Source organism: Ideonella sp. sgz306126 (assembly GCF_056032705.1).
Genome location: NZ_JBVYWP010000002.1, coordinates 563,048 through 577,675 on the forward strand (window position 1 = coordinate 563,048; position 14,628 = coordinate 577,675).

Annotated in this window: 12 protein-coding genes; 5 read left to right on the top strand and 7 right to left on the bottom strand. The window is 68.6% G+C overall.

Annotated elements, in window-relative coordinates:
* Positions 1–88: 88 nt before the first annotated feature.
* Positions 89–1,279 carry a hypothetical protein gene (locus tag AC0N04_RS07075; protein ID WP_474279941.1) on the top strand — a complete coding sequence of 397 codons (1,191 nt, stop codon included), beginning with the start codon at positions 89–91 and terminating at the stop codon, positions 1,277–1,279.
* Between the two features lie 112 nt (positions 1,280–1,391).
* Here AC0N04_RS07075 and yidC read toward each other — a convergent pair whose 3' ends face one another.
* Genes yidC through rpmH form a run of 4 tightly spaced genes read right to left on the bottom strand, consistent with a single transcriptional unit; the run spans position 1,392 to position 4,116 of the window.
* Positions 1,392–3,050, bottom strand: a complete 1,659-nt coding sequence (gene yidC / locus AC0N04_RS07080) for a membrane protein insertase YidC (protein ID WP_474279943.1) — start codon at positions 3,048–3,050, stop codon at positions 1,392–1,394.
* Complete coding sequence (gene yidD / locus AC0N04_RS07085) at positions 3,047–3,379, bottom strand: membrane protein insertion efficiency factor YidD (protein ID WP_474279944.1); 333 nt, start codon at positions 3,377–3,379, stop codon at positions 3,047–3,049. The genes yidC and yidD overlap by 4 nt, the downstream gene beginning before the upstream one ends.
* A 33-nt stretch (positions 3,380–3,412) precedes the next feature.
* Positions 3,413–3,952, bottom strand: a complete 540-nt coding sequence (rnpA, locus tag AC0N04_RS07090) for a ribonuclease P protein component (RefSeq protein ID WP_474279946.1) — start codon at positions 3,950–3,952, stop codon at positions 3,413–3,415.
* 26 nt (positions 3,953–3,978) lie between these two features.
* Entirely contained in the window at positions 3,979–4,116 is a 138-nt protein-coding gene (gene rpmH, locus AC0N04_RS07095; RefSeq protein ID WP_439387549.1) for a 50S ribosomal protein L34, read from the bottom strand.
* 343 nt (positions 4,117–4,459) lie between these two features.
* Here rpmH and dnaA point away from each other — a divergent pair, with 343 nt between their 5' ends.
* From dnaA to AC0N04_RS07115, 4 genes are all read left to right on the top strand, one after another.
* Entirely contained in the window at positions 4,460–5,971 is a 1,512-nt protein-coding gene (dnaA, locus tag AC0N04_RS07100) for a chromosomal replication initiator protein DnaA (protein ID WP_474279947.1), read from the top strand.
* Between the two features lie 143 nt (positions 5,972–6,114).
* Complete coding sequence (gene dnaN / locus AC0N04_RS07105; RefSeq protein WP_474279948.1) at positions 6,115–7,251, top strand: DNA polymerase III subunit beta; 1,137 nt, start codon at positions 6,115–6,117, stop codon at positions 7,249–7,251.
* Between the two features lie 123 nt (positions 7,252–7,374).
* Positions 7,375–9,957 (top strand): DNA topoisomerase (ATP-hydrolyzing) subunit B, encoded by a 2,583-nt coding sequence (gene gyrB, locus AC0N04_RS07110; RefSeq protein WP_474279950.1) that lies wholly within the window; start codon positions 7,375–7,377, stop codon positions 9,955–9,957.
* A 245-nt stretch (positions 9,958–10,202) separates the two neighbouring features.
* A complete protein-coding gene (locus tag AC0N04_RS07115) occupies positions 10,203–11,573 on the top strand; it encodes an MATE family efflux transporter (protein WP_474279952.1) in 1,371 nt (456 codons plus the stop codon).
* A gap of 112 nt (positions 11,574–11,685) precedes the next feature.
* On the opposite strand, the gene AC0N04_RS07120 is transcribed toward AC0N04_RS07115, so the two are convergent.
* The 3 genes from AC0N04_RS07120 to fae all read right to left on the bottom strand — a co-directional run bounded on the left by AC0N04_RS07120 (position 11,686) and on the right by fae (position 14,615).
* Entirely contained in the window at positions 11,686–12,006 is a 321-nt protein-coding gene (locus tag AC0N04_RS07120; protein WP_474279954.1) for an EthD family reductase, read from the bottom strand.
* Between the two features lie 136 nt (positions 12,007–12,142).
* Entirely contained in the window at positions 12,143–14,095 is a 1,953-nt protein-coding gene (gene pabB / locus AC0N04_RS07125; RefSeq protein WP_474279956.1) for an aminodeoxychorismate synthase component I, read from the bottom strand.
* The gene (gene fae, locus AC0N04_RS07130) at positions 14,082–14,615 is read right to left on the bottom strand and encodes a formaldehyde-activating enzyme (RefSeq protein WP_474280514.1); all 534 of its coding nucleotides are present in this window, start codon (positions 14,613–14,615) and stop codon (positions 14,082–14,084) included. The genes pabB and fae overlap by 14 nt, the downstream gene beginning before the upstream one ends.
* Positions 14,616–14,628: the final 13 nt, after the last annotated feature.

A 14,628-nucleotide genomic window follows, 5' to 3' on the forward strand; every position in this document is an offset into this window, starting at 1 on the left:
GCGCTTGACGACCGCGCTTCTCGTCAAGGCTGTCGAGGTCCCTGCCAATCCGACAGGGGCACTTCACTCCTTGAAGGGAATTGCAGTGATGAAGAAATGGAACTCGGCGCGCACCGCGCTGTCGGTCGCGGTAGCGGCCTGCCTGGCATTGGGCGCATGCGGTGGTGGTGGTGGTGGTGGTGCCGGCGGCGCCGACGGCGGTGGTGGCGTCACGTCGAGTCCGGTCGGTACGGCTGCGGCCGCCCAGGCCACGGCCAGGCAATTGGCGGCGGTGGCGATCACGCCGGCTGCAGCGGACACGGCGCTGCTCGTGACGGCCGACACCGCCTTTGATGTGACGGCGACCGTGGGGGATGCCTGGCGCGTTCTGCTCGACACCAAGAACCACAAATTTGCCATCCGCGTTTTGAATTCAGCCTATGGCCTGCAGAGCTGGGCGCCGGCGGCGAGCTACACAGCGACCACGAGCGGCAGCCTCACGACCTACAGCGGGACCGATGGCACGCGCAGCTTCACCATCGCCATCGATGGCAGCGACGGTTCAGTGACCGGCTACGTGACGCTGACCGATGGTTCCAATGCGCCGGTATCGTCGACGGTGATGGGGTCTGCCAATCTGGCCGTTAACCTGCCGGGGCTGGCCGGGACTTACCTGTTCGCCAATGACGCTCACGATCTCGACGGCTCCAACCCGGGCTCGGCCATGGGCACGCTGTTCATCAAATCGGACGGCAGCGGCGGTGCCATCTGCCCTGGCGGCCAGATGAGCGCCGACGGCGCGGCCTGCACGGGCGGGACGGATCCAGTGGTGCCGTTCACCCTTGCCAAGGACGCTGCCGACGGCCACCTGACGCTGACGCTGGCACCGGGTCCCCAGAGCGCCACCCTGATGCTGACCGTGCAGACCGGTGACCTGGGCCCGGTGCTGGTGATCGACCAGAACTGGCTCAACAGCGGGGGCGTTCGCCGCACCGGGGTCTTCTTGGCCGCACCCCAAAAGGCGCTGGCGGCAGCGGCCGTGAGCGGCACCTACGCCTGCCTGAACGTGCCCGGATCCAGCGGGCCGGTGTCCGTGACGTTCAACAGCGCGACCGGCACCTATGTCCAGGATACCTACAGCGGCACCTACGCCCTGAATCTGCTGGCGGATGGCGTGACGGCGGCCAATGACGCGATCGAGCTCGACCACCTGCGCCAGGGGCTGGTGCTGTCGTCTGGCTTCTTCGCCTTCCAGAACAGCGCCAACTCGCTGAACTACTGCGTCAAGACAGGCGCCTGATGGCGCGCAGGGACGATGCGGCACGGCTCGCTGCGGCCCATCGTTGACAAAAAATGAAAAGCCCCCACAGCCAGCGCTGGCGGGGGCTTCGTCCCTGGGCAAGGGGCGCCGATCAGGCGACGCCCATGCGCTTGTTGATGATCCACTGCTGCAGGATCGACAGCAGGTTGTTGGTGAGGTAGTACAGCACCAGGCCCGACGGGAAGCTGAAGAACATGAAGCTGAACATCAGCGGCATCAGCCACATCATCTTGGCCTGGGTCGGATCGGGCGGCTTGGCGCCCAGCGCCACCTGCACCAGCGACGAACCCATCATCAGCAGCGGCAGGATGTAGAGCGGATCCTTGCTGGACAGGTCGTGGATCCAGCCCATCCACGGCGCGCCGCGCATTTCCACCGTCGACAGCAGCACGTAATACAGCGCCAGGAAGATCGGCATCTGCACCACCACCGGCAGGCAGCCGCCCAGCGGGTTGACCTTCTCCTCGCGGTAGATGCGCATCATCTCCTGCTGCATCTCCTGCGGCTTGTCCTTCATGCGCTCGCGCATCTCGTTCATGCGCGGCGTGATCGCGCGCATCTTGGCCGCCGACTTGTAGGCCTTGGCGTTCAGGCCGAACAGCGCCAGCTTCAGCAGCACCACCAGCGCGACGATCGCCCAGCCCCAGTTGCCGAGATAGGTGTGCAGGTGATCGAGGACCCAGAACAGCGGCTTGGAGATGATCGTCGCCCAGCCGTAGTCCTTGACCAGCTCCAGTCCCGGCGCCAGCGCCGCCAGCTTGGTTTCCTCCTGTGGGCCGGCGTACAGCGTGGCGTCGTGCACCAGCTGCGCACCGGGCGCCAGCGTGCCCAGCGGCTGCACCTCGGCCACCGAATAGAGATGCGCCTTGTCGCGCTTGGTCACGAAATCGCGCGGGGTGCCGGCCGGCACCAGCCAGGCGCTGGCGAAATAGTGCTGCACCATCGCCACCCAGCCGTCCTTGGCCTCGGTGGCATGGGACGGCGCTTCGCCTGCGGCCTGCTTGTCGATGTCGGTGAACGCCACCTTCTGGTACTTCTTGGCGTCGGTGTAGATCGCCGGGCCGGTGAAGGTCTTGTAGAACGCGGCCCCGCCGGGCGCCGGGTTGTCGTCGCGCTGCAATTGCAGGTAGATCTGCGGCTGCAGCGGCGCGCTGCCGACGTTGATCAGCTCGTCCTTCACGTCGATGGTGTAGGCGCCGCGGTGGAAGGTCAGCGTCTTGACCCACTTGGCACCGCCGACCTCGGCCGAGTCGAAGCGCACGCTCAGCTCGTTCTGGCCGTCCTTCAGCGTGCGTTCTCCGGGCTCGGCGGTCATCGCGGTGAAATGGTTCGGCAGCGCGCCGCCGTTGGCACCGATGAAGCCCGTCTGGGCCAGGTAGGTGTGGCCGCTGGTCGAATCCATCAGCAGCACCGACTGGCTCTTGTCGGTCGCCTCGGGGTACTTCAGCAACTCCAGCCGCGAGATGGTGCCGCCGCGCGAATCGAGCGCCACCTTCATCACGTCGGTGCTGATCTGGACGATCTCGCTCGGCGCGACGGCGCTGGCTGCAGGCGCGGCCGCGGCGATGGCGCCTGGCGCCGCCACGGGCGATGGCACGCCGCCCGGGGGGGCCGACGCCGGCGCGGTTGCGGTGGCGATCGGCGCACCGAACAGCGTGGGCTGACCGTTGTGCTTGTTCCATGCATCCCACAGCAGAACGAGCGACATCGTGAACACCACCCACAGAACGGTGCGACGCATATCCATCATGGCAAAGGCCTCGGAGAACTCAAAGACTCGGGCTCCGCCACGGTGGCGGAGGCAAACAAATGCGAAAACAAGCGCGGGCGGGCGGCCGGCACCGGGTCGCAGCCGCCTTCGCACCACGGCTGGCAGCGCAGGATGCGTCCGGCCGCCAGGTAGCTGCCCGCGGCCGCGCCGTGGCGTTCCAGCGCCTCGATGGCGTAGCGCGAGCAGGTGGGCTCGAAACGGCAGCTGCCGCCCAGCCAGGGGCTCAGCAGCAGGCGGTAGCCGCGCACCAGCGCGATCAGCAGCGCACGCGGTGCGGCGACGATCGAGGCGGGCAGGGGCGAAGGCATGGTGGACACGCGATCCGGCGGTGGCGCGGCCGATCAGGCCGCGGCCGGAGCCGCACCCCGACCCCGGCGGGGCCCGCCGGCAAAGCGCCGCGACGCCTGGGGCGGCAAGGGCTGCGTCGCCGCCTGGTGGAACAGCTGCTCGATCTCGCTGCGGGCCGTGTCGCGCAGCAGGTCGGATGCCGGGCTCGTGAACTGCGCGCGGTCGAACGGCGAACGCAACCGCACCACCCACAGGCCCGCAGGCAGGGTGGCGGCGTGGCGCTGCATCGCGGCGCGCAGCTGGCGCTTGATCAGGTTGCGGGTCACCGCCCGGCGAGCATGTCGCTTGGGCACCACCAAACCGAGCCAGTGCCGGCATTCATCCACAAGCACGCCCGAAGGTGGTGCAGCGTCTGTGGATAACTCTGGTGACAACGGTGGGACAACCGGTTCACACCCGGCCGACTCCCGAGACGCGACGGCACGGGCCGGCACGCCGGACACGTAATGCACGGCGAAATGCGGGCTGCGCGAACGCTGGGGCGCGGCGAGCACCGTTTCGAAATCGGCCGGACGCACGATGCGGCCGATCATGGGCAGCGGGTGGCCTCGCTGGCCGCTCAGACCTGGGACAGCTTCTTGCGGCCCTTGGCGCGGCGAGCGTTGATCACGGCACGGCCGCCGCGGCTCTTCATGCGGACGAGAAAGCCGTGCGTGCGGGCGCGGCGGACCTTGGAAGGCTGGTAGGTGCGCTTCATGGTGTAAATACCTTGGCAATGGTGTCTGAAACCCGCTGGCGCAACCTGCGCCCGACCTGGCCGGGATGCGCGCTTGGCTTCACATGGAAAGCCCGCACCCTGCCCGTGTCTGCTGGGCCGCCGCCGCGCGGCGTGCATCGCCTCGATGCACGCACACGCCGCCGCCGCCCGGGTCATCCGGGAAACCCACGATTAGAGCAAAAAACCCCAGTGGGGTCAAACACTTGCACCACAGGCTGCGGCGCCCGGCGCCCTTGACCCGGGTCGAAAAACTGTGGATAACCCCGATCGGGAAGGCCAAAGCGTGCGTAGAATCCGCCCGCTCTAGAAGAACTTGTCCACAATGAGCCCAGACCTGTGGCAACGCGCTTGCGAACGTCTCGCCAGCGAACTGCCCGAACAGCAATTCAACACCTGGATCCGTCCCCTGCCGCCCGCCGACATCAGCGATGACGGCGCGCAGGGCGCGGTGGCGTCGCTGCGCGTGCCCAACCGCTTCAAGCTCGACTGGATCCGCTCGCAGTACAGCGCCCGCATCGAAACCGTGCTCAGCGAGCTGGCGGGCGAGCCGGTGCAGCTCAGCCTCAGCCTGGCCCCGCGCGAAACCGTGGCGCCTGCGGCGGCGCGGCCGCTGCCCAGCCGCCCGAACAGCGCCGGCCGGGTGCTGGCGCACGCGATGGCCGGGGCCCAGGCCAGCATACGCACGGCCGAAGTGCAGCAGCAAGGCCTGATCGCCGACGCCGGCCCGGCCAACGCGCCCGGCGCCCAGGCGCTGGCGGAGCGGGGCGACGCGCCGGCGCGCACCGGCACGCTGCCGGGGGCGCCGGTGGTCAACCGGCACCGGCTGAATCCGGCGTTGACCTTCGATTCGCTGGTGGCCGGCCGGGCCAACCAGATGGCCCGCACCGCCGCGCTGCACGTGGCCGGCGCGCCGGGCCAGATGTACAACCCGCTGTTCATCTACGGCGGTGTCGGCCTGGGCAAGACCCACCTGGTGCACGCGGTGGGCAACCAGTTGCTGAAGGACAACCCCAACGCCCGCGTGCTGTACCTGCATGCCGAGCAGTTCATCACCGACGTCGTGAAGAACTACCAGCGCAAGACCTTCGACGAGCTGAAGGCCAAGTACCACCAGCTCGACCTGCTGCTGATCGACGACGTGCAGTTCTTCGCCGGCAAGGAGCGCACGCAGGAGGAGTTCTTCAACGCCTTCGAGGCGCTGCTGGCCAAGCGCGCCCACATCATCATGACCAGTGACACCTACCCCAAGGGGCTGGTGGACATCGACGAGCGGTTGACCAGCCGCTTCGACTCCGGGCTGACCGTGGCCATCGAGCCGCCGGAGCTGGAAATGCGCGTGGCCATCCTGCTGGCCAAGTCCCGGGCCGAGGGCGCACCCATGCCCGAGGACGTCGCCTTCTTCGTCGCCAAGAACGTGCGCGCCAACGTGCGCGAACTCGAAGGCGCGCTGCGCAAGGTGCTGGCCTACGCGAAGTTTTCACACAAGGAGATCAGCATCAACCTCGCCCGCGAGGCGCTGAAGGACCTGCTGTCGATCCAGAACCGGCAGATCTCGGTGGAGAACATCCAGAAGACCGTGGCCGACTTCTACAAGATCAAGATCGCCGACATGTACAGCAAGAAGCGCCCGGCCAGCATCGCCCGGCCGCGCCAGATCGCCATGTACATCGCCAAGGAACTGACCCAGAAGAGCCTGCCCGAGATCGGCGAGCTCTTCGGCGGGCGCGACCACACCACCGTGCTGCACGCCGTTCGCAAGATCGGTGGCGAGCGCCAGAAGAACACCGAACTGAACCAGCAATTGCACGTGCTGGAGCAGACGCTGAAGGGGTGAAGGCCGCCGCGGCGCCCGGTCCGCAACGTCCTGGCGAGGTCGCCGGCTGAAGGCCTGGAAAATCAGGCGAAAATGGCGTGTTGGATCTGCGCAACCCGGCAGGCGTCCACGCCCCCAAGAAGGTAACGCTGAAAGAGGAAGACATGATTGTTCTGAAGGCCGCGCAACAAAACCTGCTGGGTGCCCTGCAATCGGTGGCCGGCATCGTCGAGCGGCGGCACACCTTGCCCGTGCTCGCCAACGTGCTGCTGCGCAAGACTGGCGAGAGCATCGAGTTCACCACCTCCGACCTGGAGATCCAGGTCCGCACCACCGCCGAACTGGGCGGCGATGCCGGCAGCTTCAGCACCACCGTGGGCGCGCGCAAGCTGATCGACATCCTGCGCAGCATGCCGGCCGACCAGGTCGTCAGCCTGACGGCCAACGCCAACAAGCTGACGCTGCAGGGCGGCAAGAGCCGCTTCACGCTGCAGACGCTGCCGGCCGAGGACTTCCCGCTGGTCAACGAGGCGGTCGATTTCGGCCCGGCCTTCAGCGTGCCGCAGAAGACGCTCAAGAGCCTGATCGACCAGGTCCACTTCGCGATGGCGGTGCACGACATCCGCTACTACCTCAACGGCATCCTGTTCGTTGCCGAGGGCCGGACGCTGACCCTGGTGGCCACCGACGGCAGCCGCCTGGCGCTGGCCCAGGCCGAGCTGGAAAGCGACATCCCGAAGCAGGAAGTCATCCTGCCGCGCAAGACGGTGCTCGAACTGATGCGGCTGCTGAAGGATGGCAAATCGGACGGCAAGGACGCCGCCGCTGCCGCCGATCTGATCGAGATGCGCTTCGCCGGCAACCAGGCCAAGTTCAGTTTCAGCGGCATGGAGTTCGTCACCAAGCTGGTCGAGGGCAAGTACCCGGACTACAACCGCGTCATCCCGAAGAACCACAAGAACATCATCACGCTGGGCCGGGCCCCGCTGCTCGCCAGCCTGCAGCGCGCCGCCATCCTGACCAGCGACAAGTTCAAGGGCGTGCGCGTCAACATCGACCCGGGCAGCCTGCGCATCGCCTCCAGCAACGCCGAGCAGGAAGAGGCCAAGGAAGAGCTGGAGATCGACTACGACGGCCCGGCCATCGAGATCGGCTTCAACGTGACCTACCTGATGGACGCGCTGGCCAACATCCCGCAAGACATGGTGCGCCTGGAGATGCACGACGGCAGCTCCGCCGCGCTGATCACCGTGCCCGAGCAAAGCGGCTTCAAGTATGTCGTGATGCCCATGCGGATCTGATGCCGCAAGCGGCCTCAGATCCGCTGCGCGCCAACTGTTTGCACCCCCTGCCCCCCGCCAAGCGGGGGTTCCAGGTTGAAGGTTGCCCGGGCCGGTCCACCGGCCCTCTTGATTTCAAAAGCCATGACCGACGCCAAGAACCCCTCCGAGAACACCGCCGGCACCCCCGGTGACGATGGCGTGACCCGCCGCGAGATCCCGTCGGCGGAAGGCGAGGCCGTGTCCACCGGTGCGGAGGCCTCGGCCGCCTATGGCGAGGGCAGCATCCAGATCCTCGAAGGCCTGGAAGCCGTGCGCAAGCGCCCCGGCATGTACATCGGCGACACCAGCGACGGCACCGGCCTGCACCACCTGGTGTTCGAGGTGGTGGACAACTCCATCGACGAAGCCCTGGCCGGCCACTGCGACGACATCACCGTCACCATCCACACCGACAACTCGATCAGCGTCACCGACAACGGCCGCGGCATCCCCACCGGCGTGAAGATGGACGACAAGCACGAGCCCAAGCGCTCGGCCGCCGAAATCGCGCTGACCGAGCTGCACGCCGGAGGCAAGTTCAACCAGAACAGCTACAAGGTCTCGGGCGGCCTGCACGGCGTGGGCGTCTCCTGCGTGAACGGCCTGTCCACGTGGCTGCGCCTGACGGTGCGGCGCGACGGCCAGGCCCACTTCATGGAATTCCGCCAGGGCATTCCGCAAGACCGCCTGCTGGAGCAGCGCGACGGCTTCGAAGTGAGCCCGATGAAGATCATCGGCCCGACCGACAAGCGCGGCACCGAAGTGCACTTCCTGCCCGACCACACCATCTTCAGCAACATCGACTTCCATTACGACGTGCTGGCCAAGCGCCTGCGCGAGCTCTCGTTCCTGAACAACGGCGTCAAGATCCGCCTGGTCGACGAGCGCAACAACAAGGAAGACAACTTCGCCTACGCCGGCGGCGTCAAGGGCTTCGTCGAGTTCGTCAACAAGGGCAAGAAGGTGCTGCACGCCAACATCTTCCACGCCCGCGGCGACAAGCTCAGCGACAACAACACCAACGTCGGCGTCGAAGTGGCGATGCAGTGGAACGAGAGCTACAACGAGAACGTGCTCTGCTTCACCAACAACATCCCCCAGCGTGACGGCGGCACCCACCTCACCGGCCTGCGCGCCGCGATGACCCGCGTCATCAACAAGTACATCGACGACAACGAGATCGCCAAGAAGGCCAAGGTCGAGATCACCGGCGACGACATGCGCGAAGGCCTGGCCTGCGTGGTCAGCGTCAAGGTGCCCGAGCCCAAGTTCAGCAGCCAGACCAAGGACAAGCTGGTCAGCTCCGAAGTGCGCGCCCCGGTGGAAGACATCGTCAGCCGACTGCTGACCGACTGGCTGCTCGAAAACCCGATCGACGCCAAGACCATCTGCGGCAAGATCGTCGACGCCGCGCGCGCCCGCGACGCCGCCCGCAAGGCCCGCGAGATGACGCGCCGCAAGGGCGTGCTCGACGGCATGGGCCTGCCCGGCAAGCTGGCGGACTGCCAGGAAAAGGACCCCGCGCTGTGCGAGATCTACATCGTCGAGGGCGACTCCGCCGGCGGCTCCGCCAAGCAGGGCCGCGACCGTAAGTTCCAGGCCATCCTGCCGCTGCGCGGCAAGATCCTGAACGTCGAGAAGGCACGCTACGAGAAGCTGCTGACCAGCAACGAAATCCTCACCCTCATCACCGCGCTGGGCACCGGCATCGGCAAGGGCATGGGCGGCGACGACTTCAACCCCGACAAGCTGCGCTACCACCGCATCATCATCATGACCGACGCGGACGTGGACGGCGCCCACATCCGCACCCTGCTGCTGACCTTCTTCTACCGCCAGATGCCCGACCTGGTCGAGCGCGGCCACATCTACATCGCCCAGCCGCCGCTCTACAAGGTCAAGCACGGCAAGCACGAGCAATACCTGAAGGACGGCAGCGAGCTCGACGTCTACCTGCTCAAGGTGGCGCTGGACGGCGCCGTGGTCGAGCCCGGCGCCGGCCGCCCCACCATCCGCGGCGAGGCCCTGGCCGAACTGGCCCGCCAGTACGTGCTGGCCACCAACGTGATCAACCGCCTCAGCAACTGGATGGACGTGGAAGCGCTGCGCGCCATCAGCGACGGCCTGGTGCTGAGCCTGGACGACATGGCCGGCGCCGAAACCAGCGCCGCCGCGCTCAAGGCCATGCTGCACGATGCCGAGGTGGACGCCGTGTTCGACGAGCGCACCGACAAGCACCTGCTGCGCATCAGCCGCCGCCTGCACGGCAACATCAAGAGCAGCACCATCGGCCCCGATTTCGTCCACGGCGCCGACTACGAAGCCCTGGCCACCGCCGGCCGCACCTTCAAGGGCCTGCTGGCCGACGACGCGCGGGTCCTGCGCGGCGAAGGCGAGAAGCAGAAGGAAAGCAAGGCCAGCGACTTCCGTGCCGCGATGGCCTGGCTGATGCAACAAGCCGAGAACGCCGTCGGCCGCCAGCGCTACAAGGGCCTGGGCGAAATGAACCCCAGCCAGCTCTGGGAAACCACCATGGACCCGACCGTGCGCCGCCTGCTGCGCGTGCAGATCGAAGACGCCATCGAGGCCGACAAGGTCTTCACGATGCTGATGGGCGACGAGGTGGAACCGCGGCGCGATTTCATCGAGACGAACGCGCTGAGGGCGGCGAATATCGACGCGTGAGGTGTTGGGTTGCGCGGGGCTCGTTTCCGCGCTGACATCAGACTTGGGTTTCAAAGCGGCGCGCCGGAGACCCGCTGTCATCGTGGACCGGCATCCGGCTCCAACGTCAGCGACGAGTCTTGGTCGCCGCATCTGGGGAGCAGGAACGGCCGGTTGGGCTGCCGCCGTTGTCCACCTGTCCTGGCCGCCGACCGTCCACAAGACACCCCTCCCTTGAAACGCCCGCCAACGCGGCCGCCCTATCGATGATCGTCCTCCAGCGGTTCAGGCAAGAAGTCCGCGCGCTCCTCCGTCTCGCCACGCCCATCATCCTGTCGCAGATCGCCCAGGTGCTGATGGGGCTGCTCGACACCGTCATGTCCGGCCACGCCGGTGCCTTCGATCAGGCCGTGGTCGGGCTCGGCGTGGCGCTGTGGATCCCCGTCTTCATCGCGTTGATGAGCGTCGTGCAGGCGGTGTCGCCGATCATCGCGCATCACTTCGGCGCCGGCGATCACCCCGCGGTTGCCCGGGAAGCCCGCGAGGGGGTGTGGCTGGCCACCAGCGTGGGGCTGCTGCCCTTGCTCCTGGTGCCGTGGGCGCCCGACCTGTTGATGGCGTTCCACATCGAGCCGCCGCTGGCGCATCGCACCGGGGTGTTCCTCTGGGGCATCGCGATGGGCTTGCCGGCGGCGCTGGTGTACCGCGCGCTGGGGTTCTTTTCGTCCAGCATCAACCGGACCCGGCCGATCATGGTGCTGGCGTTCGTCGGCCTGGCGATCAACGGGGTGTTGAACTGGTTGCTGATCTACGGCCACTTCGGCCTGCCCGCGATGGGTGGGGCGGGCTGCGGCTGGGCCACCGGCATCGGGATGTGGGCTTCGTTGGCCAGCCTGGCGGCGTGGATCGCGTGGGCGCCGGCCTATCGGCCGTATGCGCTGTGGACGTCCTGGCCCTGGCCCACCTGGCCGGCGCAGAAGCGGCTGCTGCGGCTGGGGCTGCCGATGGGCGGCGCCGGGTTCGCGGAGGTGGCGGCGTTCTGCAGCGTGGCCGTGCTCGTGGGGCGCTTCGGCGAAGCGCAGATCGCGGCCAACCAGATCGCGCTGAACTTCTCGGCGCTGATCTTCATGATCCCGATGGGCATTTCCACGGCGAGCACGATTCGCGTCGGGCAGGCGCTGGGTGCGGGCAACGCGGGCGCGGCGCGCGCGATCGCGTGGAGCGGCATCGGTGCGGGGCTGGTGTTCGGGGCGCTGGCGATGGGGCCGATCATCCTGCTGCGCCACGAGGCCGCGGCGCTCTACAGCAGTGATGCCGCGGTGCGGGCGCTGGCGGCCAACCTGCTGCTGTTCGCCGCGTTCTGGCAACTGTTCGACGCGACGCAGGTCACGGCGATCGGCGCGTTGCGCGGCTACAAGATCACGCTGATGCCGATGGTGCTGATGCTGACGGCGTTCTGGGTGCTCGGCGTGCCGGTGGGCACCTGGCTGGCGTATCACGGCCTGTCGGCCGGTGCGCCGATGAAGGTCTACGGCTTCTGGGTCGGGCTCGTGATCGGCTTGGTTCTGGTGTCGCTGGGCCTGGCCGCCGGTTTGCGCCAGGTCGCCGACTCGGCGGTGCGGGCGCAAGCCCGGTAAGCAGGCCCGGCGGACCGGTCCCGCCATGCCACGCCATCCGGCGTCTACCCAGTGGGACGGGTGACCTTGCTGCGCCGGTGGCGCGGCGGCGCGACCGCAGGTCTTCGGCGTCCTACGGCTGGCCGACCACCACCTCGCTGATTTGCAGCACCGGCGCCAGGTCGGTGTAGTTCGGGATGTCTGCCAGGATCTCCTTGGCGTGCGGCCCGAAGCCGGCCTGGAACGACGCGACCGAGTCGCAATAGAGGTGGCACATGCCGACGTAGGTCGCCGGCTCTCCGGGGGCGCCGCCGGCCAGCCCTTTGTCCACCGTGTAGAACAGGCACGCGTCGCCCATGCGCGCCTTGACCAGCGGCATGTGCTTGTCGCGATAGTACGAATGATCGAATCGGGCCCCGGGCTGGTTCGGGTACATCACGCTGACCTTGATCATGGCGGGTCTCCTGGAGGGACGTGTCGAGGGGATCGGCAGGGCGGACGCCGCTGCCGCCGGGCGGTGCTTGGGCGCACGCGCCCAAGCCGCCCATCGGCTTGTACACGATGTGGCCTGCCATCGGCGCCGGCAGGCCTTATCGCAGCGTCGCCGCCATCACCCCGCGCAAGGCGTTGCCCACCCGCAGCTCGTCGGCGCGCGCCAGCTCGTCCAGCGTCAGCGTGCGTTCCCGCACGGGCTGGCCGTCCAGGCCCTCTTCCAGCACCGTCGCGCGGCACACGCCGGGCAGCGCGCCGTCGCCGACCGGCGGGGTGTACCAGTGGCCGTCCAGCCGCACGAAGACATTGCTGCGCGCGCCTTCGGCCAGGCGGCCGTCCTCGGTGGCGAACAGCAGGTCGAAGGCGCCCTGGGACTCAGCCGCCAGCACGGCCGGGTCGTAGACCGCGCGGTGCGTGGTCTTGTGGGCGCGCAGCGGGTCGGCGTTGGGCAGGCGCTGCGGGCTCAGCGCCACGCCGACGCGGCCCCGCGCATCCCGCGCCAGCGGCGCCAGCGCGGCCCAGCGGACCTGCAGGCGGCCGTCGTGGCACAGCTGCAGCCGCAGGCGCCAGGCCGCGGGGGCGGCATCGTCGGCGGCCGGACGCGGGTCGCGCGCGGCGAGGTCGGCCAGCGCGTCGTCCACCGCGCGGCGCGCCGCGGCCTCGTCCCATGCGAAGCCCAGCGCGCGGGCGCTGCGGCCCAGGCGGGCGCGGTGGCGATGCCATTGCAGCACCGTGGGGCCGTCGGCGCGGCGGGCCACCGCCAGCGTCTCGAACAGCTCGAAGCCCGGGTCCATCGCGCTGAGGAAGCGGGCCTTGAGCCGGCATTCGTCGAACTCGTCCGCGGCCACGCTGTCCTGCACGATGCCGGCGCCCACGCCCAGGGTCAGCGGACGGGTCGCAGCGGCGGCATCGGGCGCGCCCAGCGTCAGCGTGCGGATCGCGACCGAGAAGCAGAAGTCGCCGATCGACGAATACGCGCCGCCGGGCCGGGCGGCGTCGATCCAGCCGATCGCGCCGCAGTACAGGCCGCGCGGCGTGCTCTCGAGGCGGCGGATCAGCGTCATCGTGTGGTGCTTGGGCGCGCCGGTGATCGAGCCGCAGGGGAAGGTGGCCCGCAGCAGCGCCGGCAGCGTGATGCCGGGGCGCAGTTCCGCCTGCACGGTGGAGGTCATCTGGAACACCGTGGCATAGGGCTCGACCTCGAACAGCGCCGGCACGCTGACGCTGCCGATCCGGGCGATGCGGCCCAGGTCGTTGCGCAGCAGGTCCACGATCATCAGGTTCTCGGCCCGGTTCTTCACGTCCTGCTGCAGGGCCCGGGCGGTCTCGCTGTCGCCCTCGGGACCGGCCACGCGGCCGGCGGTGCCCTTCATCGGCCGCGCGGTCACCCCGCCGGCCTCGTGGCGCAGGAACAATTCGGGCGAAAGCGACAGCACATGGGTGGCCGCGCCCGGCTCGCGGTCGGGGGGCAGCGCGATGAAGGCGCCGAAGGCCACCGGCTGGCGCGCGCGCAGCCGGCGGTAGAGCGCCGCGGGCGAGCCGTAGGCCGCGCCGTTCAGTCGGTAGGTGTAGTTGACCTGGTAGGTCTCGCCTGCGCGGATGGCCTCATGGATCGCGTCGATCGCGGCGTGGAACTCGGCCTCGTCGACGCTGGCCTGCAGGTCCAGCACGCCCGCCGGCGTGGGGGCCTCGGCGCCGTCGTCCTGCGCCTGCAGCCACGCGGCCACGGCCTCGGCGGGCAGGTGCTGCAAGCGGCGGAACATCAGCACCCGCAGGTGGGCCGGCGCCTCGCCCGGCCCGCTGCGCCGGCCCGCGCCCAGCAGTTCGGCGCCCCATTCGTAATCGGCCAGCAGCACGGCGTGCAGGCCGCGCTGCTGGTCGGCGGCCACCGCGGCCCACCAGGCGTCCAGCGTCGCCGGGTCCTGGCAGCGGTGCTGGTGGGAAAAGCCGGTGTAGAGCCGGCTGCTGCGCGCGGGTCCGGCGCGGCTGTCGTCCAGCAGGGCGAAGACCGCGGCGTCTTGGTTCAGGGGGTCGGGATCAGGACCAGTCATCCATGTCGTGCTTGATCTTGTGGCGGTTGGCGATCAGCTCGTCCAGCGTCGGTTCGTTGTTCAGCGCCCGACGGATGGCCAGCCGGGTCGCCTCGTGGTTCGTACGGTACATGTCTTTCTTGTCGAGATGGGGATCGGTCGCGCAGCGCGGGTCGATCCAGACCAGGCTGATGATGCACAGCTCGTTGACCACGTCCTTCGGGATCGTGCCGTCGATCACGCAGTCCAGCACCGCGTCGGCGGTGGCGCTTTGCACCACGCCGCCGAACAGCTCGATGTTGGCCATGTCCCTGAGCGTGACCTTGGGCACGGTCAGCGTCGCCGGCCGCACCATCTGGTTGCAGGCCCGGATCGCGAACATCGCGGTGTGGCCCTTGCTCTGCGCCATCAGGTTGGCGAAGGCCTGGCCCACCGGGCCGTCGACGCGGCCGATCAGCAGCTCCGGCATCGCGTCGGTGAATTGGCCGTCGGCAGCGAGCACGGTGGCTTCGCCGGCATGGAAGGTGTAGGGCTGGGTCATGGTGTCGTAGCAG

Coding starts and splice junctions, on each gene's coding strand:
- AC0N04_RS07075 (WP_474279941.1), top strand. CDS start 89: ATGAAGAAATGGAACTCGGCGCGCACCGCGCTGTCGGTCGCGGTAGCG.
- yidC (WP_474279943.1), bottom strand. CDS start 3,050: ATGATGGATATGCGTCGCACCGTTCTGTGGGTGGTGTTCACGATGTCG.
- yidD (WP_474279944.1), bottom strand. CDS start 3,379: ATGCCTTCGCCCCTGCCCGCCTCGATCGTCGCCGCACCGCGTGCGCTG.
- rnpA (WP_474279946.1), bottom strand. CDS start 3,952: ATGATCGGCCGCATCGTGCGTCCGGCCGATTTCGAAACGGTGCTCGCC.
- rpmH (WP_439387549.1), bottom strand. CDS start 4,116: ATGAAGCGCACCTACCAGCCTTCCAAGGTCCGCCGCGCCCGCACGCAC.
- dnaA (WP_474279947.1), top strand. CDS start 4,460: ATGAGCCCAGACCTGTGGCAACGCGCTTGCGAACGTCTCGCCAGCGAA.
- dnaN (WP_474279948.1), top strand. CDS start 6,115: ATGATTGTTCTGAAGGCCGCGCAACAAAACCTGCTGGGTGCCCTGCAA.
- gyrB (WP_474279950.1), top strand. CDS start 7,375: ATGACCGACGCCAAGAACCCCTCCGAGAACACCGCCGGCACCCCCGGT.
- AC0N04_RS07115 (WP_474279952.1), top strand. CDS start 10,203: ATGATCGTCCTCCAGCGGTTCAGGCAAGAAGTCCGCGCGCTCCTCCGT.
- AC0N04_RS07120 (WP_474279954.1), bottom strand. CDS start 12,006: ATGATCAAGGTCAGCGTGATGTACCCGAACCAGCCCGGGGCCCGATTC.
- pabB (WP_474279956.1), bottom strand. CDS start 14,095: ATGACTGGTCCTGATCCCGACCCCCTGAACCAAGACGCCGCGGTCTTC.
- fae (WP_474280514.1), bottom strand. CDS start 14,615: ATGACCCAGCCCTACACCTTCCATGCCGGCGAAGCCACCGTGCTCGCT.